This is a genomic window from Microbacterium sp. SS28 (assembly GCF_022761035.1).
In the GTDB taxonomy this organism is placed as follows: Bacteria; Actinomycetota; Actinomycetes; order Actinomycetales; family Microbacteriaceae; genus Microbacterium.
The window spans coordinates 1-26,348 of sequence record NZ_JAKWJP010000008.1; the positions used below are offsets into that span (position 1 = coordinate 1).

The window sequence follows — 26,348 nt, forward strand, 5'->3', positions numbered from 1 at the left end:
GGCGACCGTCGACGGGTACGCGAACCCGCGCCGCGGATGGGAGCGCCTGTACGTCGACCACGTTCTGCAGGCCGATCAGGGCGCGGACCTGGACTTCCTCGTCGGATCGACCGGATCGAAGGTCTCCCGTGAGTCGCACTGACACGCTCATCGCACCGGATGGCGCGCTGATCGCTGCGCTCGAGAAGGAGGGCGCGCAGGTCGGCACGCGTGCGACCGACCGGCTCGCCGGCGCCCACGACGCGTCTCACTACCTGCTGACTCCGCAGGCGGTCGTCACCGCCCGCGACATCCACGACGTCTCGCGCATCATGGCGACCACGCGGGCCGCGGGCGTGCCGATGACCTTTCGCTCCGGCGGGACGAGCCTGTCGGGGCAGGCCGGCACCGACGGCATCCTGGTCGACACTCGCAAGGGCTTCCGGCGGATCGACGTCGTCGACGGGGGCCGCCTGGTGCGCAGTCAGCCCGGCGCCACGGTGCGTGCCGTCAACACTCGCCTCGTTCGCCACGGCCGCAAGCTCGGGCCGGACCCGGCCAGCGAGATCGCGTGCACCATCGGGGGAGTGGTCGCGAACAACTCCAGCGGCATGTCGTGCGGCACGCACGCGAACACGTACCAGACCCTCGAGTCCGCGGTGCTCGTGCTGCCGTCCGGGACGGTCGTCGACACCGGCGCACCGGACGCAGATCACCTGCTCCGACAGAAGGAGCCCGCTCTCTACGCAGGCCTCGAGCAGCTCCGCGACCGCCTGCGCGGCAACTCTGACTCGGTCGCGAGCCTGCGCCGGCTGCACGCGATCAAGAACACCATGGGGTACGGGCTGAACTCCTTCCTGGATCACACCGAGCCGGTCAAGATCCTCGAGCATCTCGTGATCGGCTCCGAGGGCACCCTCGCGTTCGTCGCCGAGGCCACCTTCCGCACCCTCCCGCTGCTGACGCACCTGGCCACCGGGCTGCTCGTGTTCGAGACCCTCGCGGACGCGACGGCGTCGCTGCCCGCACTTGTCGCGGCGGGATTCGCGGCGATCGAATTGATGGATGCCGCGTCCCTCCGCGTCGCGCAGCGCGACCCCGAAGCCACCAGCGACCTCGTCGATCTCACCGTCGCCGGTCACGCGGCGCTCCTCGTCGAGTACCAGGAGGAGACCCTCGAAGCCCTCGACGCCCGACTCGCCGAAGCGCCAGGCGTGTTCGCTGCGCTGCCATTGGCCGGCCCCGCGGTGCTGTCCACCGACGCAACGATCCGCGCGCACCTCTGGCACATCCGCAAAGGGCTGTTCACGGCCGTCGCCGGAGCCCGGCCGTCAGGGACGACCGCGCTCCTGGAAGACATCGCGGTGCCCGTGGATCGGCTCAACGAGACCTGCACCCGGCTGATCGGCCTGTTCGACGCGCACGGCTACGAGGGCAGTGTCATCTTCGGGCACGCCAAGGACGGCAACATCCACTTCCTCATCAACGAACGCTTCGACGACCCCGCCAACCTCGCCCGCTACGAAGCGTTCACCGACGACATGGTCGACCTCGTCCTCTCGCAGGGCGGCACGCTCAAGGCCGAGCACGGCACCGGCCGGATCATGGCTCCGTTCGTGCAGCGGCAGTACGGCGCCGAACTGTACGAGGTGATGTGGGAGGTGAAGCGACTCTTCGACCCCGAGCTGCTGCTCAACCCCGGTGTGCTGCTCACCGACGACCCGCAAGCCCACACTCGCAACCTCAAGATCGCACCCACCGTCGAATCCGAGGTCGACCGCTGCGTCGAGTGCGGCTACTGCGAACCCGTCTGCCCATCCAAAGACATCACCCTCACACCGCGGGAGCGGATCGTGCTGCGCCGTGAGATCCAGGCCGCCCGCGACCGAGGCGACGACACGCTCGCCCGCACGCTGGAGAGCGAGTACGGGTACGACGGTGTGCAGACCTGCGCCGTGGACGGCATGTGTCAGACCGCCTGCCCCGTGCTCATCAACACGGGCGATCTCGTCCGCCGCCTCCGCGCCGAGAACCAGAACACCGTCATGCAGGCGGGCTGGAAAGCCGCCGCGCACGGGTGGGATGCGGTCAGCAGCGTCGGCGGCGTCGCCCTGTCCATCGCGAACGCTGTGCCGACCGCGCTGCCCGCACTGGCCACGAAGGTGGCACGCGGCATCCTCGGCACCGACACCGTCCCGCAGTACACCGCGGACCTTCCCGGCGGCGGCAAGCGTCGCAAGACGGTCACGGCCGCGCAACCCATCGCGGTCTACTTCTCCTCCTGCACCACGACCATGTTCGGACCCGTGGAAGGCGACGGCGTCTCAGAGTCGTTCCTGCGGCTGTGCGACCGCGCGGGTGTCCAGGTCTCCACCCCGGACGATCTGCCCTCGCTGTGCTGCGGCACGCCCTGGAAGTCCAAGGGCCTCACCGACGGGTACGCCGTCATGAAAGCCAAAGTCACCGCCTCGCTGCTTCGCGCGACCGACGGGGGCCGACTTCCCGTCGTCTGCGACGCATCCTCCTGCACGGAAGGCCTCGAGATCCTCCTCGACGCGGCAAAGACTGACCGCATCCGGGTGATCGACGCGGTTGCCTTCGTCGACCAGCACGTCCTGCCCCATCTCCCGGCGGGCGACAAGGTGCGGTCCGTGACCCTGCATCCCACCTGCTCGTCCACCCACCTCGGCATCAACCCGGCACTGAATCGCGTCGCCGCGGCCGCAGCCGAAACGGTCGTGATCCCCGAGGACTGGGGATGCTGCGCCTTCGCCGGCGACCGTGGCATGCTCCACCCCGAGCTCACCGCATCCGCGACCGCGAAGGAGGCAGCTGGCGTCGCGGTTGCCGCATCCGACGCGCACGCCTCGGTCAACCGCACCTGCGAGCTCGGGATGACCAGGGCGACCGGGAACGACTACCAGCACATCCTGCAGCTGCTGGATGCCGCCGTGAACCGCACCCCGACGGGAAGGACCCGATGAACCCGTTCGAGCGCATCCCCACGATGGGCACCCCTCGCGTCGCGACGGGTGTCCCGCACTTCCTCGGCGAAGGACCCACCTGGGACCCGATCCGAGGGCACATCCTCTGGGTCGACATCATGTCCGGCGACGTGTACCGCGGAAGCTTCGCGCACGGCGGCGGCATCCACATCGAGGAGCGCATCGCCTTCCCGGATACCGCCGGCGCCGTCGCGATCTCACGAGACGGCGAGCTGGTCGTCGCGGGCACCCACCGCCTCTACTTCCGCGCCCCGGATGGCGCAATCACCGCCGGGCCGGAAGTCCTCGACGGCGACGAGCGACGGTTCAACGACGGCAAGCCGGATCCGGCCGGCCGCTTCATCGTGGGAACCAAGGGACCGACCTCTGCGGAGCAGCTCATCCGCTTCGAGCACGACACGAGCGTCACCGTGCTCGACGACGACCTCACGCTCTCGAACGGACTCGCCTGGACCGGGGACGGTCGCCTGCTCTACAGCGTCGACACCCTCACCCGCCGCATCCTCGCCCGCGACTACGACCCCGAAACAGGCGCCGTCGGCACGCGGACGCTGTTCGCCGAACTGCCCGGCGACGGGTATCCCGATGGGATCACGACGGACGCCGATGACCACCTCTGGGTCGCGGTCTGGGGTGGCGGCTGCGTGCTGCGCTATTCACCCGCCGGCGAGCTGGTCGGGCGTATCGACGTGCCCGCCCCGCACGTGTCGTGCGTCACCTTCGCCGGACCCGACCTCGACACGCTCGTGATCACGACCGCCACCGAGAACCTCACCGAAGAGCAGCTGGCCGAGTACGCGCTGGCCGGCCTGCTGTTCACTGTCAAACCCGGTGTCCGCGGCAACCATCCGAACCTCTGGGCGGGCACCGCCACGCACCTCGCCCCCATCTCCCTGGAAGGATCAGAATGAAGCTCCTGCGAATCGGCGCACCCGGCACCGAGAAGCCCGCAGCCCTCGTCGACGACACTCACTACGCCGACCTGTCAGACGTCGTCAGCGACTTCGACGAAGAGTTCTTCGGCTCGGGCGGGCTGAACCGTATCGCACCCATCGTCGCTCAGCGCGCAGCATCCGGAGCCGTGCTCCCGCTCGGCGATCAGCGGATCGGCTCACCCATCGCGAGGCCGCATCAGATCATCTGCGTCGGCCTGAACTACGCCGACCACGCCGCCGAGAGCGGACAGGCCGTCCCTGACGAGCCCATCCTCTTCACCAAGTCGCCGAACACCCTCATCGGCCCCAACGACGACGTCCGCATCCCGCGCGGCGCGACGAAGCCAGATTGGGAGGTCGAGCTCGGCATCGTGATCGGCAAGCGCACCACCTACCTCGACACGGTCGAGCAGGCGGCCGAGCACATCGCCGGGTACGTGCTCGTCAACGACGTCAGCGAGCGAGCCTTCCAGATGGAGCGCGGCGGACAATGGCTGAAGGGTAAGTCCGCCGAGACGTTCAACCCCGCCGGTCCTTGGCTGGTCACACAGGACGAGGTGGCCGATGTGCGCGATCTGGGAATGTGGCTCGACGTCAACGGCATCCGTCGCCAGACCGGCTCGACATCCACGATGATCTTCGACCCGTATTTCATCGTGCACTACATCAGCCAGTTCATGGTCCTCGAGCCGGGAGACCTCATCAACACCGGCACCCCGCCCGGAGTGGGCTTGGGATTCAACCCCCCGATCTGGCTTCAGGTCGGTGACGTGATGACCCTCGGCATCGAGGGGCTGGGAACGCAACGACAGACGGTGATCGCGCCACGATGAAAGCCCTCGTCATCTCAGGGCCGCATCGCGCCACCGTCGAAGACATCGAAGCACCGGTTCCCGGACCGGGCGAAGTCGTCGTCGATGTGCAGCGGGCCGGGATCTGCGGAACGGACATCGAGCTCTTCACCGGCGAGATGCAATACCTGCACGACGGCAACGCGTCGTACCCCATCCGCATCGGCCACGAGTGGATGGGAACGGTCGCGAGTGTCGCGGAGGACGTGGATGCCTCATGGATCGGCCGCCGTGTGACCGGCGACACGATGATCGGCTGCGGGGTGTGCGACAGATGCCGCACCGGCTTCCACCACGTCTGCGACTTCCGATTCGAGCTCGGGATCCGTGGCGGCAAGCCGGGCGCCCTGGCCGAGCAGGTCGCGGTGCCTGCGCGGTCCCTGCACCCCCTCCCCGACACCGTCGACGACGCCGCCGGCGCCATGGTCGAACCCGGAGGAAATGCCTGGCGGTCCGTCGACGGAGCCCAGCTGCGCCTCGGCGACAGGGCGCTCATCCTCGGCCCGGGCACCATCGGTCTGCTGTGTGCCATGTTCGCGCGCGCGGCAGGCGCGGAAGTGCATCTGATGGGGCGGCCGGGGCGATCCCTGGAGTTCGCCCGGTCTCTGGGATGGGACGGGGTGTGGGCCGCCGATGAGCTGCCTGACCTTCCCTGGAACACCGTGATCGACTCCTCAAACGCTCCTGAGCTCCCCGCGCGGGCCCTCGAGTTGGTCGAACCGGGTCGCCGCATCGTGCACGTGGGGTTGGCGGGCAGTCCCAGCTACGTCGACACCCGGATCATCGCCCTCCGGGACGTCACCGCCGTCGGCATTCTCGGCGCGTCCGCTGGGCTCGCGCCCACCATCGCCGCATACGCAGATGCTTCCGTCGACCCCCGTCCGCTCATCTCGACAGCTGTCACCCTCGCCGAACTTCCGGAAGTCCTGGCCGGCCATCGCCCGGCAGGAGCCGGCCCCGGGCCCAAGATCCATGTCGACATCACTGCATCCTGATCGGAACGGAAACCCATGAAACGAGCACTCATCACCGGCGCGGCCAGCGGACTCGGCGCAGCCTCCGCCGATCGCCTCCGCGCGGAAGGCATCGAGGTCGTCACACTCGACGTCGCGGGCGAAGTCGACCTCCACGTCGATGTGACCGACGAAGCCGCCGTCGCACGTGCCGCTGAAGCGGCCGGCCCCATCGACATCCTCGTGAACTCGGCAGGTATCGTCGGCCCCAACGTGCCGCTGCTGGAGACGACCCCCGAGGCATGGCGCCGCACCCTGGAGGTGAATGTCATCGGCGTCGTCAACACGATCCATGCGTTCGCCCCCGGAATGGTGCAGAGCGGATGGGGACGCATCGTGAACTTCGCGAGCATGGCAGGCAAGGACGGCAACCCGAACCTCGCCGCCTACTCCGCATCGAAGGCCGCGGTCATCGCGTTGACGAAGTCGGTCGGCAAGGAACTCGCCACTACCGGCGTACTGGTGAACGCCATCGCGCCCGCGGTGATCGCAACGCCGATGAACGAGACGACGGCGCCCGACGTTCTCGCGCACATCACGAGTCTCATCCCCATGAAGCGCGTCGGGCGGGCCGAAGAGGTCGCCGAGCTTGTCGCCTGGCTGGCCTCCGACAAGGTGTCCTTCTCGACCGGGGCGGTCTACGACATCAGCGGCGGGCGCGCGACCTATTAGGGGCGGCGCTCCACTGGTTCAACGTATGTGCGGATCGTCGTTCCGAACGCGAAGCACGTCTTCGCGACGGTCGCGATCCTCACGATCCTGAGTTCGTGGGGACAGGTCCTCTGGCCGTCGCTGGTCACCTCGGATTCTGCCTGCCCATGCCGTCCTGCTATTTCATACCGTAGGTATATATCACTGGTATGCTTATCGAGTGAGCCGCGACCATGACATCGAAACACTCATTGTGGCGGCGCACGCGCTGACGCGCGTCGCCGCTCTCGAGACGCGAAGCGAGACCCCCGCCGCGCAGTGGCGCACGCTCACGATCCTTCGGGATCGCGGACCGCTGCGCGTCGGCGACCTTGCCCGCCTGAGTCGAGTCACGCAGCCCGGCATGACTCGGCTTGTGGGCCAGATGGACGACCTCGGCCTTGTGGAGCGGTCGACGGATGCCGTCGACTCGCGCGTGACGATCGTCGCAGTGACGCAGCTCGGCCGCGAGGCCCTCGACACGTGGCTCGTGCAGCTGACGGCGGCGCTGGCCCCGCATTTCGAAGACCTCACCGATGCCGAGTGGGATGCGCTGCGAACGACGGCCGCACTCCTCGCCCGTAAGACCGCGGCCGTCGAGGTCGCCCGGTGAGCGCCGGAACGGGGGTCAGCGTGTGGCGTCAGCCCAGCCAGGTGTGGGCCGTCGCTTTCGCGTGCGTCGTGGCATTCATGGGGATCGGACTGGTCGACCCGATCCTGCCTGCGATCGCCGAGTCGCTGCAGGCGAGCGCGGTGCAGACCGAACTGCTCTTCACCAGCTACCTGCTGGTCACGGGGCTTGCGATGCTCGTCACGAGCTGGATCTCGAGCCGCATCGGCGCCAAGGCGACGCTGCTCATCGGGCTCGGACTCATCGTCGTGTTCGCGCTGTTGTGCGCTCTGAGCGGCAGCGTCGACGCGATCATCGCCTTCCGGGCGGGGTGGGGGCTCGGCAACGCGCTCTTCATCTCGACGGCGCTCGCGACGATCGTCGGCGCGGCGTCGGGCGGGAGCGGAGCCGCGATCATCCTCTACGAGGCGGCCCTCGGCCTCGGCATCGCGATCGGGCCGCTCCTGGGTGGCATCCTCGGCGAAGTCAGCTGGCGCGGACCCTTCTTCGGCGTCGTCGCGCTCATGGCCATCGCGTTCGTCGCGGTGCTCACCCTGCTGCGCGGGCCGTTCGAGAAGCGGGAGCCCATGCCGCTCTCGGCGCCGTTCCGTGCGCTGCGCCGCCCCGCGCTCGCGATCCTCGCGATCGCCGCGCTGTTCTACAACATCGGCTTCTTCGTTCTCCTGGCCTTCTCACCATTCCCGCTCGGCTTCGGCGCGCTCGGCATCGGGCTGACCTTCTTCGGGTGGGGCGTCGCGCTCGCCGTGGCGAGCGTGTGGATCGCCCCGCTGCTGCTGCGCCGGTTCGCGCGGACGACCGTCATGCTCGGCGTCTTGCCCCTCCTCGCGATCGACCTCGTCGCGGCGGGCATCCTGGTCGCAAACCCGGCTGCGCTGGTGGCGTGCATCGTCGTGGGGGGCCTGGTGCTGGGTGTCATGAATACCGTCCTCACCGAGTCCGTCATGGAGGCGACGGACTTCCCGCGGTCCGTGGCCTCGTCTGCGTACTCGGCGGTGAGGTTTCTGGGCGGTGCCGCCGCTCCGCCGATCGCGGCTCTCCTGTGGCACGCGTACGGCCCGTCCATCCCGTATCTCTTCGCCGCGGCATCCGTCGCGGTCGCGGCTCTCGTGATCGCCGTGGGCCGAAAGACCCTCCGCCGCATCGATGACACAGAATCGGACGCCGCCGAAGAGGCGATCGCTCTGCTCATCGGCGAAGCGGCCTGACAGCTGCGATGGTTCCCGCGCGGCGTCAGGTCGTATCGCGCGCGATCACCGTGGCGGCCCTGCCGTCATCGTCGTCGACCGCGAGGCCGAGGAGGGTCCGCGCCGCGCGCCGCCCGAACATGCCGCCGTCGATCCGGACGCTGGTGAGCGCGGGTCGCCAGGCGGCGGCATAACGGCTGTCGTCGAACCCGATCACGGCGAGGTCGTGCGGCGCGGAGAGTCCGAGGTCGGCGAGCGCCGCGAGCGTACGGAAGGCCGCTTCGTCGTCGAAGGCGGCTACTGCCGTGACCTGCGTCTCGTGGCGCAGTTGCGCGAGGGCGTCCCGGGCCTCTTCCGGATCGGCGGAGAGACGGATCGTTCGGGGGGCATCGATCCCCAGGCGGCGGCTGGACTCCTCGGCGAACCGCCGGCGAAGTGCGGCGAGTCCATCGAGGTCCTGCTCTGCGGGGAGGGCGAACGCGATCGTGCGGTGTCCCCGGTCAGTGAGGTGCCGGAGCTGCGTCAGGGTGTGCGCCGCGACGCCGTCGACCCAGCCTCCGTCGTCGATATCGCCGTGAGCGGTGTAGATGCGTGCGAGGTCGATCACCGCGTGCGGGCGCAGGTCGCGCACCAAGTCGGAGTGCCCGGAGTCGCTCGCTGCGCCGGGATAGACCAATAGCCCGTAGCCGTGCGCGTGCAGCTCGCCGCTGATGCCCTGGATGAAACCCTCCAGGCTGCGCCCGCCTCGCAGGCCTCCGATTGCGAGCAGGACGATCCGGCTCTTGCCTTCGCGCAGTGCGCGCGCGAGCCCATGCGGCTGGTAGCCGAGAGCCGCGGCGGCGGCGCGCACGCGCTCCTGTGTCGCCGGGGGCAGGGTCTGGCCGGGCGTTTCGTTCAGCACGAAGCTCACCGTCGCGGTGGAGACACCGCTCGCGCGGGCGACGTCCTTCAGTGTCGCGCGACGCTCCGGCATGCTCTTCCCCTTTGCTCAGAAATCTACGGTACCGTTAACTAATTCGATTTAGTAACCTTGGATGCGGCGGCCGCACCGTCCGCTGCCCGGGTCCGACATCCATCCCGAGGAGCATCGCCATGAAGTCCGTCTACGTCACCGGTCCCGATACCGAATCCTGGGTCGACATCGCCGCCCCCGAGATCGGCCCCGCCGACGTGCTGCTGAAGATCAGGGCCTGCGGCATCTGCGGCTCCGACGCGATGTACTCGCACAACGGCGGCATCCCGCCGCGGATCGGGGCCACCCCGCTCGGCCATGAGCCGGCGGCCGAGGTCGTCGAGGTCGGCGCCGACGTGACGGGTTTCGCCGTCGGCGACCACGTCGTGATCGACACGATGGCCTTCACCGACGGACTGCTGGGCTCCGGTGGCGAGCAGGGCGGCTTCTCGGAGTACGTCGTGGTTCGGGATGCTGCGCCCGGTCGCCAGCTCAAGGTCATCCCGAACCACATCCCGTGGCATGTCGCGGCCCTCAACGAGCCGATGGCCGTGGCGTATCACGCTGTCAACCGCACGCAGCCGAAGCCCGGCGACAAGGTGGTCGTCTTCGGCGCGGGACCCATCGGCCTCGGTGCGGTGCTCGGCTACCGGCGCCGCGGGGCCTCGCACATCGTCGTGGTCGACATCATCCCGAGCCGCCTGCAGAAAGCGCTCGAGATCGGTGCGGATGCCGTCATCAATTCGGCTGAAGAGGATGTCGCGGCCCGCCTGGTCGAGGTGCACGGTGACGGCGCGACGCGCATGAACCGCGGCATCCGTCCCGGCACCGACATCTTCCTCGACGCCGCGGGTGTCGCCGTCATCCCGCAGACCGTGACGCGCATGGCCAAGCACGGCGCGACGCTCGGCATCGTCGCGGTCCACAAGAAGCCCGTCGAGCTCGACTTCGGTGCGGTCCTCACGAGCGAGCTGAACCTCGTCTGGTCGATGGGCTACCCGACCGAGATCTTCGAGGTGACCAACGACATCGTGCAGAACTGGGAGAAGTACGCGCTGATCGTGAGCCACACGTTCCCGTTCGACCAGTCGCTCGAGGCGCTGCAGCTCGCCAAGACTCCGGGCGCCGCCGACAAGATCGTCGTCACCTTCGACTGATCCCGACCCCTTCACGGAGACACCATGGCACTCACCGCACCGCTGATCGACACCGCGCTGATCGTCGTCGACATCCAGCGCGGCACCGCCAAAAACCCCTTCATCACCGCGTTCGACGATGTTGCCGCCCACGCGGCAGAGCTTGCGGCGGCCTTCCGCCGGCGCGGCGCACCCGTCGTGATCGCGACGTTCGCCCTCAGCCGCCCCGCGGCCGACGGACAGCCCGACCGACCCGAGCCGGAAGGGTTCCGCGAGCCGCTCGGGGTGCTCGATGTGCACCCCGACGACCTGACCGTCACCCGGCCGGCGTGGAGCGCGTTCTCGGGCACGGGCCTGGACCGGATGCTGTGCGACCACGGCATCACGCGTCTCGTCCTGGCCGGCGTCGCCACGAGCATCGGGGTGGAGTCGACGGCTCGCGAGGCGCGCGATCTCGGCTACGAGCTCGTGATCGCGTCGGATGCCGTCACCGACCTGCGCGCGGAGACGCACGAGAACAGCATCCAGCGGATCTTCCCGATGATGGCCGAGATCGCGACGACCGACGAGATCCTGTCCGCGCTCGGCGTCTGAGCAACCCGCTGCTGCCCTACTAAACGCGACGGCCGGCTGGTCAGGGCGGCGGCCGCGTCGCTAGGACGGCGACGCGGTCGTGCGCCGGCAAAGGCGTGCGCCGGCACAGTAGACGGGTTAGCGGACGTACGGGCGTCAGGACGCCGAACCGGCCAGCTGCGAGTAGAGCACCTCGATGGGTGCGGCGAGCCCCGCCTTGAGGCGGGTCGAGGTGTCGTCGGCGAGCACTTCGAATTCGCCCGCTTCCGTCGCATCGAAGACGCGGGTCACGAGCACAGCGGGCTCCAGCTTGGCGCCCGCGGCGTTCGCCGCCATCGCCGTGTCGACGTAGCCGACGTGCACGCCGACCACCTGCACGCCGCGCGGGGCCAGCTCGAGACGCAGCGCATTCGTCGCGGACCACAGTGCCGCCTTCGAGACGCTGTACACGCCTGCCACCGCCCACCAGCTCAGCGCCGAGTGCACGTCGATGATCGCCGACGGGCCGTTGGATGTGAGGACCGGGGCGAACGCACGTGCCAGGAGCACGGGGCCGAAGAAGTTGGTCTCCATGTTCGCGCGCAGCTCGTCTTCGCTGATCGTCAGCAGGCTCGATGTGGACGGCGAGACGCCGGCGTTGTTGATCAGCACGGTCACGTCCGGGGCTGCCTGCACGGCGGCTTCGACGGAGGCGGGATCGGTGACATCGAGAGCGAGCGGAACGATCCGCTCGTCGTCCCAGGCGCGCGGTGTGCGTGCCGTGGCATAGACCTTGGCCGCGCCTCGTGCGAGTGCTTCGCGGACGAAGTGGGTGCCGATCCCGCCGTTGGCTCCCGTGACGAAGACGATAGCTCCATCGAGTGTTGTCATATTGCTCTCCCTTTCCCTGCGGCATACGTGACTACACTCATAAGTGAGTCTGGTTCAACCCTATTCCCGGAGGAATGACCTCATGAGCACCACGAGCCCGGCACCGCTCGGTCGGCGAGAGCGGAACAAGCAGCAGAAGCTCGAGCGCATCGTCGCCGCCGCGGGCGAGCTGTTCGCCGAGCGTGGTGTCGATGACGTCACGACGCAGGAGATCGCCGATCGCGCCGACATCGGCACGGGAACGCTCTTCCTCTATGCCAAGACCAAGGGGGAACTGCTTCTGCTCGTGCAGAACTCGCTGTACTCCGAGGCACTTGCGCGCGGCGAAGCGGCGGCGGAGGGCACCGAGGGCGTGCTGGATGGCCTCCTCGCGGTGGCACGGCCGATCGTCGAGTGCAATCGGGTCCAGGTCGACAACGGCCGCACCTACCTGCGCGAGATGGTGTTCGGTGATCCCGCCGAGCCGCACCACGCCGTTGCGCTGGCCATCGTCGCCGAGACCGAGGCCGTCCTCGCTGCGGTGCTCCGCCGGGATTCGCGCATCGACGAACGCGATGCGTCGAAGATCGCGCGCGTGATCTCCGCCGTGATGTTTCTGAGCATGGCGGGAAGCGCCGATGCCGGGGTGACCTCGCTCGATGTCCTCGCGGAGATCGAGAGCCAGCTCCGCGCGATCCTGCCGCGCTGACGCACGGCCGCGAGTCGGCGGGGCATCGGAGGGAGGAGTCGCTCCTCACTCCGTCGTCTGCGCACCGCTCCTTCGTCCACGAAGCGCGCGATCCGTCGCAGCCGGCCGCCACTCGCAGACATCAGCAGGCACTCGCAGGTGTCGCCGAGCCTCGCTGCCGCCCTCCGGCGCTCGCGTGGGGGAGCACCTTCTGCCAGAGTGCATCGGCGGCTCGATAGCATCGTCCCGTGCCGCAGCTGCAGACGAGATGGGCGGTCCTCGGACCGGGTGCGATCAGCCGAGACTTCGTGGTGGGGCTTCGCGCCTCACGACACGGCGTCCTTCACGCGGTGGGCAGCACGTCGGTCGACCGCGCCGGTGCCTTCGCCGCTGAGCATGGGGGAGCGGCGTTCGGAACGTACGACGAGATCCTCGCGCGCGACGACGTGGACGCCGTGTACGTCGGAACCGTCCACACGACTCACGCCGACCTCGCGGTCCGGGCCCTCGAGGCGGGCAAGGCCGTGCTGTGCGAGAAGCCCGCCAGCCCGACGCTCGACGAGGTCGAGCGGATCCTCTTCGCCGCGGAGCGTGCACAGCGCCCGTTCCTCGAGGCGTTCAAGACGCGGTTCGGACCCTTCGCCGATGCACTCCGCGAGCTCGCCGGCGGCGCGGAGCTGGGCGCGCCGGTGCGCTTCGAGGGTGCGTTCGGCTTCGACGCGGGCACCCGTGAAGGCCGTCTGTTCGATCCGTCGCTCGCGGGCGGCGCGATCCTCGACGTCGGGTGCTACCCGCTCGCCCTGGCCATCGATCTTGCGGCAGCTGCCGGGCAGCCGATCGACCCGGACTACCGCTCCTTCGAGGCAGAACTCGTCGACGGTGTCGACGGCACGGCCTCGGCCGAGCTCGCGTTCGGCGACCTGACGGCGGCGATCGCGACCTCCGTGGTCGAGAACCTGTCCGACACCGGCATCCTTCACTTCGCAGATGCCGAAGTGGTGCTTCCGAACGTGTGGGGGAGTCGCACCCAGAGCCCTTCGCAGCTCATCGTGCGCCGCGGCGGCGCGGAGCGGGTCATCGACCTGCCCGTCGTCCAGCCGATGGGCGCCGAGGCCGACGCGCTCTCGCTCGCGATCGCCGAGGGCCGCCTCGAGGTGCCCGAGATGCCTTGGTCGCACACCCGCGCGGCGGCTCGCGTGCTCACCGACTGGCGGGCGGCGGCCCTCGCGGGCTGACTCCGGCCCTTCCGGGGCGCCGACGCGAGTCGGGCGCCGGAGATCCGCCAGTGTGCCCGCACCTCCGCTCAGCGCAGGCGGCGGCCCCGCGCGAGGTCGGTGAGCCGCGACAGCACGTCGCCGGCTCGCAGGCCGTTGTGCTCGTGCTCGGTGGTGATCCAGGGCTTGACGCCCGGCACGAGCGCGGCGGTCTCCATGGCGAACTCGAACGGCACGTAGACGTCGTTGACGTAGACGGCGGTCGCCCCGCGCGCCCCGGATGCCGCGATCGCGGCCGCATCGTAGAGCTGCGGCCACTCGTGCTCGGCCAGCGCGAGCGTGACGTCGCGCCAGGGTCGCAGGCCCGGCACCGTGTCGAGCCACTCGCGGCGCGCGTGCTCTCCCGTGAGCAGCGTCGGATCGGTGCGGAAGTCTTCGGGCTCGACCCGGTCCGCCGACCATCGGGTGGCGTGGCCGTCGGCGTAGCTCGACTCGTGGAACACGTAGTACAGCGGGTTGCGGACGCTGAACGGGAGTGCTGCACCGAGGTCGTGCCGGAAGGCGTTCGTCGCCGGGTCCGCCTCGAGCAGCGACCAGAGGGTCTGCCACTCGTCGTTCGAACCGAGGAGCGTCCCGAGCGAACGCAGCCTCGACACCGAGACGACCTCGCCGTCCTCGAGCACGAGGCGCCCCGCAGCCGCGCGATCGACCAGGCGCCGCATCGCGTCGCGGTGGCCGGGGAAGCGGCGGTAATAGCGCTCCGACTCCGCGCGCATCTTGTCGTAGGTGAGGGAGTAGACATCGTCGGGATGCCGCCCCACGGCGCTGAGCCCGCCGGTGATGTAGACGTCCGCCAGGGATGCGGCATCCGTCGTCAGATAGGCGAGCGTCGTGAAGCCGCCGAAGGACTGCCCGAGCACACTCCAGGTCTGGGCGCCGAGATGCTCGCGCATGGCCTCGCAATCGCGGACTATCGCATCCGCGCGCAGGTGCGTGATGTACTCGGCGAGCACGTCGGAGCCGCGCTCGAGGTCGGAGTCGCTCACCGGCGTCGATCGCCCGGTGCCGCGCTGGTCGAGCAGCACGACCCGATACTCCGCCAGCGCCGCGTCGAGCCACGCCGGCTGGGTCGGCGAATGGAAGGGATGCGGCGCTTCGTGGCCCGGTCCGCCCTGGAGGAAGACGAGGTGCGGAAGCGCCTCGCCTCCGGAACGCGTGACGACGGCGGCATGGATGTCGATCGTGCGGCCGTCGGTCGAGTCGGACCAGTCCAAGGGGACGGTGAGCGTGTGGTGATCGATCGTGAGGTCCAGCATCGTGTGGCGCGTCGTCGGCATGTGACGAGCCTATTCAGGGGTTCGCGATCTTGAGCCGGCTGGATCTCCACCAGATCGATCGGATGACCTCCGGCGGGCGCGCGTCATCGAGTCGCCGGTCAGGGCGAGAGGACGGATGCCGCGGACTCGACGTACTCCGCCGGATCCCGGGGTCCGAGGATCGCGGTGTTCGCGATGTAGCCCTGCGCCAGAGCGGCGATGGTGCGCGCGGTCTCTGCCGCGAGTGCGTGGGCGGCCTCCTCGGACGCTGCCCGAGCGCGCGCCCAGGGCAGTGCGGCCGTCGCGAGCCCTCCGAACAGACGCCCGACCGTCCTGGTCATCTCGCCGTGGAGGTCGGGGTCGACCATCGCCTCGCCCCAGAACTGCAGGACGAGCCCGGGGGAGAGCCCGGCCGTGCTGAAGACCCCCAGCAGCGACTGCAGGATGTCGCGCGGTGCGACGAGTTCGCCGGCCAGACCGCGGGATTCCAGCTCGTCGATCTGCACGACGAGGAACCTGCCGACGATGTACCGCGCGAGCTCGGCCTTGTTCGTGAAGTGCGAGTAGATCGCCCCGGTCGAAAGACCGGACTCCGAGACGATGTCGGCGATCGAGGTGTCGCGCACGCCGTTGCGCTCGAGGCAGCGGATCGCGGCCTGCGCGATCTCGTCGCGCCGAGCCTCGCGATACGCCTCCGTGACCTTGGGCATGGAAAAAGAATAGCCGTTCTGTTATGGTCGCAAACAGAATAACCATTCTCTTTCAGGAGGGCATCATGTCCCACACCTCAGAGGTCACCCCTCGCCCCACCAAGTGGGGATTCGCCGCGCTCTTCGGAGTGCTCGGTGCGCTCATCGTCGCGATCGTCGTCATGGCGTTCGTCTGGCCCACTGCGACAGCGCAGGCCCAGAACCTCCCCGTCGGCATCAGCGGACCCGCGCAGGCAGTCTCCGCGATCGAAGACGTCCTCGCCGAGCAGGACCCGTCGCCGCTCGCGCTCGAAGCCGTCGACTCGCGCGCGGACGCCGTCCAGCGGATCGAGCAGCGCGAGATCTACGGCGCGATCCTGCTCGGTGACCAGCCCGAAGTGCTCGTCGCGAGCGCGGCGAGCCCCGCTGCCGCTCAGGCGCTGCGGGCGATCGCGACGCAGCTGCAGACGAAGATCGACGACACCGCGCAGGAGGCGCTCACGGCCCAGCTCACCGGGATCGTCGGCGCGCTGCAGGCCGGGCAGATGCCGCAGCTTCCCGAGGGCGCCGCGGGCGGCATCCCGCAGGTTCCGACGGTCACCGTCACGGATGTCGTGCCCCTCGCCGACGGCGATCACACGGGTGCCGGCATCGGAGCGTCGCTGTTCCCGCTCGTGCTCGGAGGCATGCTCGCCGGCATCCTGCTGACCCTCCTCGTGCAGGGCGTCGTCCGTCGCCTCGTCGGACTGATCGTCTTCGGGGTCGCCGCCGGTGTGCTCATCGTCCTCGTCATGCAGATGTGGTTCGGCATCCTCGCGGGCGACTGGCTGCTCAACGCCGCCGTCGTCGCGACGAGCGTCACCGCGACCGGCGCGTTCGTCATCGGAATGAGCGCCCTGATCGGCCCGCGCGGAATCGGCGTCGCCGCCGCCATCACGATGCTCATCGCGAACCCGCTTGCGGCTGCGGCGATCCCCGTGCAGTTCCTGCCCGAGCCGTGGGGCGCCGTGGGCCAGTGGTTCGTGCCGGGCGCCTCGGCGAACCTGCTCCGCTCCACGAGCTACTTCCCCGACGCGCCTACGACGGCGCAGTGGCTCGTCCTCGCCGCGTGGATCGTGGGCGGCGTCATCCTCGCCCTCATCGGCCACCGGCGCAACGCAGCCGAAATCGCGCCCGCACCTGAGCAGCTCGAGCACGAGCCGGCACTCGTCGCGGCCTGAACACGGCATGGCGGGCGGTCGCGCCTGGGCTGCGGCAGACTCAGGCGTGCGGGCGGTCGTGGGCCGCGATCGAACGGCGCCTGGTCCGAGCAGGATCAGCGGGGCCGGGCGCGATCGCTTGCGTCTCGACGGTGCCCGTTCTACGATCGGACAGACGGGTTGACATCGTTGTCAAGATGCGATCCAGGAAGAAGGACTCTCCATGCCCCGACTCGCAGCAGCGGCATCCCCCGGCGACTCGGAAGCCGACACCGCAGCCCGAACCGTCGACCGCTCGTCTGAGACAGCGGTCGAGGTGCTCGTCATCGGAGAGGCCCTCATCGACATCACGTCGGGTCCCGACGGCAGCAGGGAGGTGCCCGGCGGGGGACCGGCGAACGTCGCGCTCGGACTGGGGCGTCGCGGCGTCGACGTCGCGCTGCTCACGAACCTCGGACGCGACGCGCGGGGCAGCGCGATCACGCGCCATCTCGAGAAATCCGGCGTCTGGGTGCTCGCCGAGTCCTTCGTCCGCGACACCACCTCGACCGCCGTCGCGACGATCACCGCCGACGGCTCTGCCCGGTACGACTTCGACGTCCGATGGGCTGCCTCGCAGGCTCCCCTTCATGTGCGACCGCGCGCCGTGCACACGGGCTCGGTGGCGGCGTTCCTCGGTCCGGGCGACGCTGTCGTCCTGCAGCAGCTCGACCGGCTCCAGCCCGACATCGTGACCTTCGACCCGAACATCCGTCCTGCGCTCATCAGCGACGCTGCGCATGCGCGGTCGAGGTTCGAGGAGTTCGCCCGGCGTGCGACCGTCGTCAAGCTCTCGGACGAAGACGCCGAGTTCCTGTATCCGGATGTCGCCATCCCGGGCGTGCTCGATGCGATCGGCTCCCTCGGACCGCGCCTGGTCGCCGTGACGCGCGGCTCCCAGGGCGCCGTGCTCGCGGCGGAGGGGCTCGTGGTCGAAGTGCCCGGCAGAGCTGTGTCCGTCCTCGACACGATCGGTGCGGGGGACACGTTCATGTCGTCGCTCATCTTCGACTACATCGCGCTCGAGGAGCAGGCACTGTCGGCAGAGACCCTCGCCGACATCGGCGGCCGTGCGGCCACAGCAGCATCCATCACTGTCGCGCGAGCAGGGGCCGACCTGCCCTGGCAGCACGAACTGGCTGAGCTCGCCTGAGCCGCCCTCCGCGGCCTCCCGCCCTGTGCGACGGAGTCTGCTGACGGACGATCGCTTCGCGCCTCAATGAGGATGGGGAGCGCGCCGTGCATGCGGCGCGCTCCCCATCGGGGTCCTGCTGGTCAGGCTGTCGCCGGCTCCGCGGCGGGGGTGAGGAAGGTGAGCTGCGAACCGTCCTCGACGATCAGCTCTCTGAGCGCACGATTGAACGGTTCTCCGTATGGCGCCGAGATGTGCGCGGCGAAGGCGGCATCGTCGCGGTAGACCTCGAAGACGAAGAACCGGTCCTCGGCGTCCTTGACGCGATACGCGTCGAAGACGACGTTGCCCGGCTCTTGTCGCACGTCGATCACGAGCGCCGTGAGCAGCTCCTCCACGCGATCGGCGAGACCCGCGCGGGCGGTGAACTCGGCGTACAGGACCACAGGGTGGGCGTCGGTCATGAGATCTCCTCGATTCGATGGAGCGGCGCCGCGCGGAACGTGACCCAGTTCCGCGCGGCGCCGGTCGGTCAGGCGGCGGCTGCGCCCGTCATGATGGCGACGGCATCCGTCATGCTGTGCGACTGCGGCGTGATGGTCGCCGCGCGCTTGCCCAGACGCTGGATGTGGATGCGGTCCGCCACTTGGAACACGTGCGGCATGTTGTGCGAGATGAGGATGACCGGCACCCCCTGCTCGCGGAGCCGCTCGATGAGCTCCAGCACCTGGTTCGACTCGCGCACGCCGAGGGCGGCGGTGGGCTCGTCGAGGACCACGACCTTCGACCCGAATGCCGCGGCCCGGGCGACCGCGACGGCCTGGCGCTGTCCGCCCGAGAGGTTCTCGACCGGAACCGTGACGTCCTGCAGCGTCGAGACGCCCAGCCGTTCGAGGTGGCCCCGTGCCTCCTTGCGCATGCCCGAGGTGTCGAGCGCGCGGAAGACGGAGCCGAGCACGCCCGCCTTGCGCCGCTCTCGGCCGAGGAAGAGGTTGGACGCGACATCCAGCGCCGGTGAGACCGCCAGATTCTGGTAGACGGTCTCGATGCCGGCGGCGCGGGCGTCCTGCGGACGCTTGAAGTGCACCTCCTCGCCGTCCAGCAGCAGCTGGCCCTCGTCGGGGATGTACGCGCCGGTCAGGCACTTGATGAGCGTGGACTTGCCCGCGCCGTTGTCGCCGATGATGGCGAGCACTTCGCCCGGGTAGAGCTGCAGGCTGACCCCGTCGAGGCCGACGACGCGACCGAAAGTCTTGACCAGCCGCTTCGCCTCGAGGACCGGCATCTTCGTGGGGACGGCGGAGCCCGCCGGTCCCGTCTGGGGGAGTGTCATTTCCGAACCTTTCTGATCCACTGGTCGACGGCGACCGCGACGATGACGAGGATGCCGATGGCGAGCGTCTGATACAGCCCGTCGACGCCCGCGAGGAACAGCCCGTTGCGGAACACGCCGACGATGATGGCGCCCAGCAGGGATCCCCAGATGATGCCGCGTCCGCCGAACAGCGAGGTGCCTCCGATGACGACTGCCGTGATCGAGTCGAGGTTGAGGTCGGCGCCGGCGTTGGGGCTCGCCGCTCCGGAGCGGCCGATCTGGATCCAGGCCGCGACAGCGAGGACCGCGCCGGCGGCCACGTACACGCTCATGAGCACGCGGCTCGTCGCGATACCGGCCAGGCGGGCCGATTCGACATCGTCTCCCACGGCGTACACGTGACGACCCCACGAGGTGCGACCCAGGATGTAGGCGATCACGCCGTACAGCGCGAGCATGATGATGACGCCGACCGTGAGCCGCACATCGCCGATCGGCAGCGGCGTGGCCGTCCAGGTGAGCAGCTCGGGCATCTCCGACTTCCGCACCGTCTGGCCTCCGCTGTAGAGGAGCGTCAGCGCCACGAACACGTTGAAGGTTCCCAGCGTCGCGATGAACGGAGGGAGCTTCACTCGCGTCACGAGGAAGCCGTTGAGGGCTCCGGCCGCGAGGGCGGCGACGAGGCCGGCGAGGAGGGCCAGCACGGCGGGGAAGCCGTTCTGGTAGGCGGTCTGCGCCATCACCATCGACGCGAGGATCATCGAGGCGCCGACCGAGAGGTCGATGCCGGCGGTGAGGATGATCAGGGTCTGCGCGATCGCGACGGTGCCCACGACCGAGACCTGGTCGAGGATGAGCGAGAGGTTGGCCGGCGCGAAGAAGCGCGGGTTGATCGACCCGAACACGATGATCGACAGGACGAGGACGATCGCGGGGCTGATGGCCGGGTAGCGGTGGAGGATGCCGCGGATGCGGTCGAGCGGCGTGCGCCGATCGAGGAACTCCGCGGCGAGATCAAGGGTGCTGGTGGGTGGTGCCTGCTGGGTCACGAGGTTTCACTCCGTCTGTGTGGATTCGGGAGGGTGGGGGATGCCGCTCGCGACATCCCCCACCCCGCTGGTTACTTCTCGCCCCAGCAGATGCCGGCGGCTTCGGTGGTGTCGATCGAGTCCACGCCGTCGACGGGCGCGTCGGTCACGAGCGAGACGCCGGTGTTGTAGAAGTCGAGGCCCGGCGTGACCTCAGGGGCCTGACCCGTCTCGACCAGGTCGACGATCGCCTCGACGCCGAGCTCGGCCATCTTGACCGGGTACTGCTGGCTCGTCGCGTCGATGATGCCGTCGGCGACCTGCTGGACGCCCGCGCAGCCACCGTCGACCGAGACGATGATGACGTCGCCCGGGTCCTTGCCGGCCGCCTGCAGGGCCTGGTACGCGCCGTAGGCGGCGGGCTCGTTGATCGTGTACACGACGTTGATGTCGGGGTTCTTCGCGAGGAGGTTCTCCATCGCCGTGCGGCCGCCGTCCTCGGCGCCCTGCGACGCCTCGTTGCCTACGATCGTGTAGCTTCCCCCGCTGTACGAGCCGGTCGGCTCCTCGTCGCCGTTCGTCTGCGCGTCGGCGAGGTCGATGCCCATGCCGTCCAGGAAGCCCTGGTCGCGGCTGTAGTCGACGGTGACGACCTTGTCGTCGAACAGGTCGATGAGGCCGATCACTGCATCGCCCCCGTCGAGGGTTCCTGCCGTCCACTGGCCGATCAGCTGCCCCGCGAGGAAGTTGTCGGTCGCGAACGTGATGTCGACGGCATCGGCGGGGTCGGGCACGGTGTCCAGCGCGATCACGAAGAGGCCGGCATCCCGAGCCTTCTCGATCGCGTCGAGGACCGCGGGGCCGTTGGGGGTGATGAGGATGCCCTTGTCGCCCTTGGAGATGGCAGCCTCGATCGCCTGGATCTGGGTGTCTTCGTCGCCGTCCTCTTCGCCCGCGGCGAGCGTCAGGTTCACGCCGTGCTCCTCGGCCGCCGCCTTCGCGCCGTCCTGCATCGCGATGAAGAACGGGTTGGAGTTCGTCTTGACGATGAGCGAGACGCCGATCTCGTCGGACGCCGCCTCGGACGAGCCTGCAGAGCCGGACGACGAGCAGCCGGCGAGCGTGAGCCCTGCGACCGCAGTGAGGGCGGCGAGCGCGACCGCGCCCCGCCGGATCGGGTGCAGCATGTGATTCTTCATCGAATTCCTCTCGGTTCGCGTTGTCCCGCTGACAACGATGTCAGGAGCAATGTCTAGCCGACATCCATCGATATAGTCAAGACGAACTCAACGAATCGAGACCTGACCGTGACACCGATGTCAACTTCCGCCAATGCGTCCGGGCGTCGCCCGCACGCCACGATGAAGCACGTCGCTGCGCTCGCCGGCGTCGGCATCAAGACCGTCTCCCGGGTCATCAACGACGAGCCCAATGTCGCGCCTCAGACGGCCTCGCGCGTCTGGGATGCGATCCAGGCGCTCGACTACCACGTCGACATGCAGGCGGGCAGTCTGCGTCGAGCGGGTGGGCGCACGCAGACCCTCGGCCTGCTCGTCAGCAGTGTCGACAACCCGTTCGCGAGCGCGATGCACCGCTCGATCGAGGATGCCGCCCTGGCCCGGGGAGTGGCGGTCTTCGCGTCGAGCCTCGATGACGATGCCGAGCGCGAGGATCTCGCGGTCAAGGCGTTCCTCCGCCGTCGCGTCGACGGCCTCATCCTGACGACGGCGTCGCGCGCCCAGCCCTATCTCGCGTCGACGGCCGCGCGCGACATCCCCGTGGTGTTCGTCGACCGCGAGCCGGCATCCGGCGGTGTGGACGCGGTCGTGAGCGACAACCGGGCGGGCGCCGCCGAGGCGACCGCGCACCTCATCCGCCGCGGTCACCGCCGGATCGCCCTGCTCACCGACCGCGCGAGCATCCAGACAGCCGCCGAGCGTCGCCGCGGGTTCCTCGATGCGCTCAGCGCGGCGGGCATCCCCGCCTCCGACGGCGAGGTCGTCTCGGAGCTGCACGATTCGCAGACAGCGCAGGAGGCGATGACGGCGCTCCTCGCGCGCGACGAGCCTCCGACCGCCTTCTTCAGCGCCCAGAACCTCATCACGGTCGGCGTGCTCCATGCCCTGCGTGCCGCCGGTCGCACGCGCACCGCGGCGCTCGTGGGGTTCGACGACATCCCGCTCGCGGATCTCGTCGAGCCGGGGGTGACCGTGGTCGCACAGGATCCGCACGAGATCGGTCGCCTCGCCTCGGCGCGGGTGTTCGCCCGCCTCGAGGGGGACGACAGCGAGCCGCAGCGCATCCTCGTTCCGACCCGCCTCATCGAGCGCGGCAGTGGAGAGATCCCTCCGCCGCGTCCCTGAACTTTCCGAGGTCCGCGAGCAGCGGGCGACATCGATGCCAATCGATCTCGCCGGGCGGCTTGCTTTGTCCGGTGGACACTCCTTACGATCGGCCGCGCTACAACTGACATCGATGTCACGTCGATGCGCCACCGCTGGTGCATGGACGTTCGTGCGAAGGAGGACGACCGATCATGGCGATCACTGCCACACCGAGACGACGGAAAGACCGCCCCTGGCGTATAGGGGCGACAGCGCTCGTGAGCGCCGTCGCACTGCTGCTCACCGCAGTGCAGGCGATGCCCGCAACCGCGATCGGGGACGACAACCCCGCGGACCAGCAGTACCGTCCGCTCGTGCACTTCACGCCCGAGCGCAACTGGATGAACGACCCCAACGGGATGGTCTACGTCGACGGCACGTACCACCTCTTCTTCCAGCACAACCCGTCGGGCACGCGCTGGGGCAACATGAGCTGGGGCCACGCGACCTCGCCGGACCTGCTGACCTGGACCGAGCAGCCCATCGCGATCCCGCAGACCTTCAACGACGCCGGCGAGTCGATCGAGGACATCTTCTCGGGGTCCGTCGTCGTCGATGAGCAGAACACCTCGGGGTTCGGCGTCGCGGGCGGCCCAGCGCCGCTCATCGCGCTCTACACCTCGGCCTACACCGACCGGCACCCCACGCACGCGGGCAAGCAGGCCCAGTCGCTCGCGTACAGCCTCGACAACGGTCAGACCTGGACGAAGTACGCGGGCAATCCCGTCGTCGACCGCGGCTCGGCGAACTTCCGCGATCCGAAGGTCATCCGATACGAAGGGCGCGACGGGGCGTACTGGGTCATGGTCGCCGTCGAGGCGACGGACCACAAGGTGGTCATGTACCGCAGCGACAATCTGCGGGACTGGACGTACCTCTCGGAGTTCGGCTCGGCCAACGCCACCGGCGGCATCTGGGAGTGCCCCGACCTGTTCGAGATGCCCGTCGACGGTGATCCCGGCAACACGAAGTGGGTGCTCGTCGTCAACCTGAATCCGGGATCGGTCGCGGGCGGAAGCGGGGGACAGTACTTCGTCGGCGAGTTCGACGGCGTCACCTTCACGAGCGAGAGCACCGTGGCGGGCACGCCCGCCCCGGACGGCGAGACCTTCGCGAGCTTCGACGACGGCACCTACGGCGACTGGATCGTCGGGAACGAGCCGGGCAACGGGAAGAACGGCCCGTGGGGCGCCGCCCCCGCGGGGGGAACGCTGCCCGGACAGAACCCGGTCGGCGGTTTCATCGGCAGCGGACTCGTGAACGGCTTCCTCGACGGCGACTGGCCGCTCGGAACGCTGCAGTCGCCGGAGTTCACCGTCTCCGACCCGTTCATCAACCTGCTCGTCGGCGGGGGTCGCCACCCCCATGTCGCCGGCTCACAGCTGCGCAACGACCCGCCCGCGGGTACGACGCTGTTCGATTTCGAGCTGCCCGATGGGCAGACCCTCGCGGACTCCGGCTGGACCCTCACGGGTGACTTCGCGTCCGAGCCCGGGCGCAACCCGTCGACCGCCGGCGGCGACTACTACCTCGGCGCCAAGCGGATCAACACGTGGGAGGGAGGGCCGCGCGGCGACGACAACGTCGGCACGATGACCTCTCCCGCGTTCTCGATCGACGGGGACTACATCTCGTTCCTGATCGGCGGCGGCAAGCGGGGCGACGGATCGCTCCAGGCGGAGCTGGTCGTCGACGGCGAGGTCGTGCGCGCGCAGACGGGGCCCGAGGCCGGTCAGCTCAACTGGCGCTCGTGGGACGTCAAGGACCTGCAGGGGCGGGATGCCGCCATCCGCGTCCGCGACGAGGCGACGGGAGGCTGGGGCCACCTCACGCTCGATCACTTCGTGATGGGCGACGCTCCCGCCACCGTGCGCTCGGACGAGACATCCGTGAATCTCGTCGTCGACGGCGAGATCGTCCGCTCGGCTACCGGTGCCGACAGCGAGACGCTCGACTGGGCGAGCTGGAACGTCAAGGAGTTCGAGGGCAAGCAGGCCCACGTCCTCGTGATCGACAACAACCGCTTCGGGTGGGGCCACATCCTCGTCGACCAGGTCATGTTCGCCGACGCCGCCGCAGGAACGCGACTGGAGGGCTACGACTGGCTCGATTGGGGACGCGACTACTACGCGTCGGTGTCGTATTTCGGCGCGCCCGACGGCAAGCGGATCATGCAGGGCTGGATGAACAACTGGGACTACTCCCAGGACACGCCGACCACGACGTGGCGGAGCTCGATGGCGCTCCCGAGAGAAGTGCGCCTCGTCACCACCGACAAGGGTCCGCGACTGGCCCAGTCCGTCGTCAGCCAGCTCGACGCGCAGGTGGATGCGCCCAAGGCGCGGACGGTCGAGGACGTGTCCCTCGAGGGCCCCACCGAGCTCGGCCTCGAAGGCGATGTCGTCAAGATCGAGGCGGTGCTGCGTCCGTCGGAATCCGACCGCGCGGGGATCACGGTCTTCGAAGGCGGGGGCAAGGGCACGCGGATCGGGTACGACAGCGAGACCGGCCGCGTGTTCGTGGATCGTCGCAACTCGGGTGAGGTCGGCTTCCACCCCGCCTTCGCGTCTCTCGAGGATGCCCCGCTCGCGCTCCGCGAGGACGGGACCGTCGCGCTCGAGGTCTACCTCGACCGCGCGTCGGTCGAGCTGTTCGCCGGCGACGGTCTCGTGACGATCACCGATCAGGTGTTCCCCGTGGCGGGCGCGAAGGGGATCTCGGCGTGGTCCGAAGGGGGAGGGGCGACGCTGGAAAGCCTCACGGTCACGCCGCTGATCCCCACGATGTGGCAGCGCGCCAGCAGCGTTCCGGCCGACATCTCGATCGTCGGCGGCGACGCGCAGTCGCAGACGGCGGGTGCGGCCTTCGCCACGCCGCTCGCGGTCGTCGTGCGCGACGCGAAGGGCGCGCCTGTCCCGGGACGCGACGTCGTGTTCACCGTCGCCTCGGGGTCGGCGAGCTTCGACGGAAGCGGATCGACGACGGTGCGAACGGGCGCCGATGGCACAGCCGCCGCGCCGCTGAACGCCGGCTCGACGGCGGGGGCAGTCACGGTCAGCGCCGCCGTCGGCGGAGCTCCCGGCATCCCGGTCGCGACCTTCGCCGAGACGGTGCTCGCCGTCACGCACGCGCGAGCGGACCTGTCGGTGGGCATCGCGAATCTGCCGGCCACTCTGGCGGCGGGAGCGTCTCGCACGGTGACCGTCACGGTGACCAACAGTGGGCCGAATGCGGCGTCGTCGGTCCTGACGTCGATCAACGTCGGGCCGAAGCTGACGATCACGGCGGTGCCGGGCGGCAAGAAGTGGCTCGGCAACGCGGCGGCGACCTGGACCGCCTCGAGCCTCGGCTCCGGCAAGACGCTCACCTACACCCTGACGGTGAAGGCCGCGGATTCCGGCGGATCCTCGTTCGTCGCTGCCGCGGTCGTCTCGAAAGTCCCCGACCCTTCGCTCGGGAACAACGCGCTGGCGAGGACTGTCCGCGTCCGCTGACCGCCGGGGCAGCCCGCCCGGGGCGCCGAGGTGCGCCGTCCCACCGGTCGGG

The 26,348-nt window shown here is 69.3% G+C and carries 23 protein-coding genes; 15 read left to right on the plus strand and 8 right to left on the minus strand.

The features are described 5' to 3' along the window. Positions 1-128 precede the first annotated feature (128 nt). From MJ607_RS18675 to MJ607_RS18705, 7 genes are all read left to right on the plus strand, one after another. Positions 129-2,963, plus strand: coding sequence for an FAD-binding and (Fe-S)-binding domain-containing protein (locus MJ607_RS18675; protein ID WP_243077143.1), 2,835 nt, complete (start codon positions 129-131; stop codon positions 2,961-2,963). Continuing rightward, complete coding sequence (locus MJ607_RS18680; protein WP_243077144.1) at positions 2,960-3,895, plus strand: SMP-30/gluconolactonase/LRE family protein; 936 nt, start codon at positions 2,960-2,962, stop codon at positions 3,893-3,895. The genes MJ607_RS18675 and MJ607_RS18680 overlap by 4 nt, the downstream gene beginning before the upstream one ends. Continuing rightward, complete coding sequence (locus MJ607_RS18685) at positions 3,892-4,752, plus strand: fumarylacetoacetate hydrolase family protein (RefSeq protein WP_243077145.1); 861 nt, start codon at positions 3,892-3,894, stop codon at positions 4,750-4,752. The genes MJ607_RS18680 and MJ607_RS18685 overlap by 4 nt, the downstream gene beginning before the upstream one ends. Beyond that, complete coding sequence (locus MJ607_RS18690) at positions 4,749-5,765, plus strand: zinc-binding dehydrogenase (protein WP_243077146.1); 1,017 nt, start codon at positions 4,749-4,751, stop codon at positions 5,763-5,765. Before MJ607_RS18685 ends, MJ607_RS18690 begins: the two co-directional genes overlap by 4 nt. 15 nt (positions 5,766-5,780) lie before the next feature. Continuing rightward, positions 5,781-6,455: an SDR family NAD(P)-dependent oxidoreductase gene (locus tag MJ607_RS18695; protein WP_243077147.1), complete on the plus strand. Its 675-nt coding sequence runs from the start codon at positions 5,781-5,783 to the stop codon at positions 6,453-6,455. Positions 6,456-6,654: 199 nt separating this feature from the next. Continuing rightward, the gene (locus tag MJ607_RS18700) at positions 6,655-7,086 is read left to right on the plus strand and encodes a MarR family winged helix-turn-helix transcriptional regulator (RefSeq protein WP_243077148.1); all 432 of its coding nucleotides are present in this window, start codon (positions 6,655-6,657) and stop codon (positions 7,084-7,086) included. Further along, the gene (locus tag MJ607_RS18705) at positions 7,083-8,309 is read left to right on the plus strand and encodes an MFS transporter (protein WP_243077149.1); all 1,227 of its coding nucleotides are present in this window, start codon (positions 7,083-7,085) and stop codon (positions 8,307-8,309) included. Before MJ607_RS18700 ends, MJ607_RS18705 begins: the two co-directional genes overlap by 4 nt. Before the next feature lie 25 nt (positions 8,310-8,334). Here MJ607_RS18705 and MJ607_RS18710 read toward each other — a convergent pair whose 3' ends face one another. After that, positions 8,335-9,261 carry a LacI family DNA-binding transcriptional regulator gene (locus MJ607_RS18710; protein WP_243077150.1) on the minus strand — a complete coding sequence of 309 codons (927 nt, stop codon included), beginning with the start codon at positions 9,259-9,261 and terminating at the stop codon, positions 8,335-8,337. A gap of 119 nt (positions 9,262-9,380) precedes the next feature. Here MJ607_RS18710 and MJ607_RS18715 point away from each other — a divergent pair, with 119 nt between their 5' ends. Both MJ607_RS18715 and MJ607_RS18720 read left to right on the plus strand, forming a co-directional pair. Then, positions 9,381-10,397 (plus strand): zinc-binding dehydrogenase, encoded by a 1,017-nt coding sequence (locus MJ607_RS18715; RefSeq protein WP_243077151.1) that lies wholly within the window; start codon positions 9,381-9,383, stop codon positions 10,395-10,397. A 24-nt stretch (positions 10,398-10,421) separates the two neighbouring features. After that, positions 10,422-10,970: an isochorismatase family protein gene (locus MJ607_RS18720; RefSeq protein WP_243077152.1), complete on the plus strand. Its 549-nt coding sequence runs from the start codon at positions 10,422-10,424 to the stop codon at positions 10,968-10,970. Positions 10,971-11,105: 135 nt separating this feature from the next. On the opposite strand, the gene MJ607_RS18725 is transcribed toward MJ607_RS18720, so the two are convergent. Then, positions 11,106-11,819, minus strand: coding sequence for an SDR family oxidoreductase (locus MJ607_RS18725; protein WP_243077153.1), 714 nt, complete (start codon positions 11,817-11,819; stop codon positions 11,106-11,108). 82 nt (positions 11,820-11,901) lie between these two features. On the opposite strand from MJ607_RS18725, the gene MJ607_RS18730 reads away from it, so the two are divergent. Continuing rightward, on the plus strand, positions 11,902-12,507 hold the full coding sequence (locus MJ607_RS18730; protein WP_243077154.1) for a TetR/AcrR family transcriptional regulator: 606 nt from the start codon (positions 11,902-11,904) through the stop codon (positions 12,505-12,507). Positions 12,508-12,734: 227 nt separating this feature from the next. Continuing rightward, positions 12,735-13,721, plus strand: a complete 987-nt coding sequence (locus MJ607_RS18735) for a Gfo/Idh/MocA family protein (protein WP_243077155.1) — start codon at positions 12,735-12,737, stop codon at positions 13,719-13,721. 68 nt (positions 13,722-13,789) lie between these two features. On the opposite strand, the gene MJ607_RS18740 is transcribed toward MJ607_RS18735, so the two are convergent. Next, complete coding sequence (locus MJ607_RS18740) at positions 13,790-15,037, minus strand: alpha/beta fold hydrolase (protein WP_243077156.1); 1,248 nt, start codon at positions 15,035-15,037, stop codon at positions 13,790-13,792. Between the two features lie 98 nt (positions 15,038-15,135). Beyond that, positions 15,136-15,726: a TetR/AcrR family transcriptional regulator gene (locus MJ607_RS18745; protein WP_243077157.1), complete on the minus strand. Its 591-nt coding sequence runs from the start codon at positions 15,724-15,726 to the stop codon at positions 15,136-15,138. A gap of 65 nt (positions 15,727-15,791) precedes the next feature. On the opposite strand from MJ607_RS18745, the gene MJ607_RS18750 reads away from it, so the two are divergent. After that, positions 15,792-16,925: a hypothetical protein gene (locus MJ607_RS18750; RefSeq protein WP_243077158.1), complete on the plus strand. Its 1,134-nt coding sequence runs from the start codon at positions 15,792-15,794 to the stop codon at positions 16,923-16,925. Between the two features lie 202 nt (positions 16,926-17,127). Next, positions 17,128-18,096 (plus strand): carbohydrate kinase, encoded by a 969-nt coding sequence (locus MJ607_RS18755; RefSeq protein ID WP_243077159.1) that lies wholly within the window; start codon positions 17,128-17,130, stop codon positions 18,094-18,096. A 122-nt stretch (positions 18,097-18,218) separates the two neighbouring features. Here the strand turns inward: MJ607_RS18755 and MJ607_RS18760 are convergent, their stop codons facing one another. From MJ607_RS18760 to MJ607_RS18775, 4 genes are all read right to left on the minus strand, one after another. Next, the gene (locus MJ607_RS18760) at positions 18,219-18,539 is read right to left on the minus strand and encodes a putative quinol monooxygenase (RefSeq protein ID WP_243077160.1); all 321 of its coding nucleotides are present in this window, start codon (positions 18,537-18,539) and stop codon (positions 18,219-18,221) included. 68 nt (positions 18,540-18,607) lie between these two features. After that, positions 18,608-19,408, minus strand: a complete 801-nt coding sequence (locus MJ607_RS18765) for an ATP-binding cassette domain-containing protein (protein WP_243077161.1) — start codon at positions 19,406-19,408, stop codon at positions 18,608-18,610. Beyond that, positions 19,405-20,439 carry an ABC transporter permease gene (locus tag MJ607_RS18770; protein ID WP_243077162.1) on the minus strand — a complete coding sequence of 345 codons (1,035 nt, stop codon included), beginning with the start codon at positions 20,437-20,439 and terminating at the stop codon, positions 19,405-19,407. Before MJ607_RS18770 ends, MJ607_RS18765 begins: the two co-directional genes overlap by 4 nt. A gap of 71 nt (positions 20,440-20,510) precedes the next feature. Continuing rightward, positions 20,511-21,617 carry a substrate-binding domain-containing protein gene (locus MJ607_RS18775; protein ID WP_243077163.1) on the minus strand — a complete coding sequence of 369 codons (1,107 nt, stop codon included), beginning with the start codon at positions 21,615-21,617 and terminating at the stop codon, positions 20,511-20,513. Between the two features lie 117 nt (positions 21,618-21,734). Between MJ607_RS18775 and MJ607_RS18780 the strand changes: the two genes are divergently transcribed. Then, positions 21,735-22,781, plus strand: coding sequence for a LacI family DNA-binding transcriptional regulator (locus MJ607_RS18780; RefSeq protein ID WP_243077164.1), 1,047 nt, complete (start codon positions 21,735-21,737; stop codon positions 22,779-22,781). A gap of 173 nt (positions 22,782-22,954) precedes the next feature. Further along, the gene (locus tag MJ607_RS18785) at positions 22,955-26,296 is read left to right on the plus strand and encodes a GH32 C-terminal domain-containing protein (protein WP_374238081.1); all 3,342 of its coding nucleotides are present in this window, start codon (positions 22,955-22,957) and stop codon (positions 26,294-26,296) included. The last annotated feature ends 52 nt before the right edge of the window (positions 26,297-26,348 follow it).

Bases quoted from the DNA above. Each gene is read 5' to 3' on its own strand.
- MJ607_RS18690 (WP_243077146.1), top strand. From the start codon at position 4,749: ATGAAAGCCCTCGTCATCTCAGGGCCGCATCGCGCCACCGTCGAAGAC.
- MJ607_RS18740 (WP_243077156.1), bottom strand. From the start codon at position 15,037: ATGCCGACGACGCGCCACACGATGCTGGACCTCACGATCGATCACCAC.
- MJ607_RS18680 (WP_243077144.1), top strand. From the start codon at position 2,960: ATGAACCCGTTCGAGCGCATCCCCACGATGGGCACCCCTCGCGTCGCG.
- MJ607_RS18760 (WP_243077160.1), bottom strand. From the start codon at position 18,539: ATGACCGACGCCCACCCTGTGGTCCTGTACGCCGAGTTCACCGCCCGC.
- MJ607_RS18725 (WP_243077153.1), bottom strand. From the start codon at position 11,819: ATGACAACACTCGATGGAGCTATCGTCTTCGTCACGGGAGCCAACGGC.
- MJ607_RS18755 (WP_243077159.1), top strand. From the start codon at position 17,128: ATGCCCCGACTCGCAGCAGCGGCATCCCCCGGCGACTCGGAAGCCGAC.
- MJ607_RS18765 (WP_243077161.1), bottom strand. From the start codon at position 19,408: ATGACACTCCCCCAGACGGGACCGGCGGGCTCCGCCGTCCCCACGAAG.
- MJ607_RS18780 (WP_243077164.1), top strand. From the start codon at position 21,735: ATGTCAACTTCCGCCAATGCGTCCGGGCGTCGCCCGCACGCCACGATG.
- MJ607_RS18710 (WP_243077150.1), bottom strand. From the start codon at position 9,261: ATGCCGGAGCGTCGCGCGACACTGAAGGACGTCGCCCGCGCGAGCGGT.
- MJ607_RS18685 (WP_243077145.1), top strand. From the start codon at position 3,892: ATGAAGCTCCTGCGAATCGGCGCACCCGGCACCGAGAAGCCCGCAGCC.
- MJ607_RS18720 (WP_243077152.1), top strand. From the start codon at position 10,422: ATGGCACTCACCGCACCGCTGATCGACACCGCGCTGATCGTCGTCGAC.
- MJ607_RS18775 (WP_243077163.1), bottom strand. From the start codon at position 21,617: ATGAAGAATCACATGCTGCACCCGATCCGGCGGGGCGCGGTCGCGCTC.
- MJ607_RS18785 (WP_374238081.1), top strand. From the start codon at position 22,955: ATGGCGATCACTGCCACACCGAGACGACGGAAAGACCGCCCCTGGCGT.
- MJ607_RS18695 (WP_243077147.1), top strand. From the start codon at position 5,781: ATGAAACGAGCACTCATCACCGGCGCGGCCAGCGGACTCGGCGCAGCC.
- MJ607_RS18750 (WP_243077158.1), top strand. From the start codon at position 15,792: ATGTCCCACACCTCAGAGGTCACCCCTCGCCCCACCAAGTGGGGATTC.
- MJ607_RS18730 (WP_243077154.1), top strand. From the start codon at position 11,902: ATGAGCACCACGAGCCCGGCACCGCTCGGTCGGCGAGAGCGGAACAAG.
- MJ607_RS18715 (WP_243077151.1), top strand. From the start codon at position 9,381: ATGAAGTCCGTCTACGTCACCGGTCCCGATACCGAATCCTGGGTCGAC.
- MJ607_RS18745 (WP_243077157.1), bottom strand. From the start codon at position 15,726: ATGCCCAAGGTCACGGAGGCGTATCGCGAGGCTCGGCGCGACGAGATC.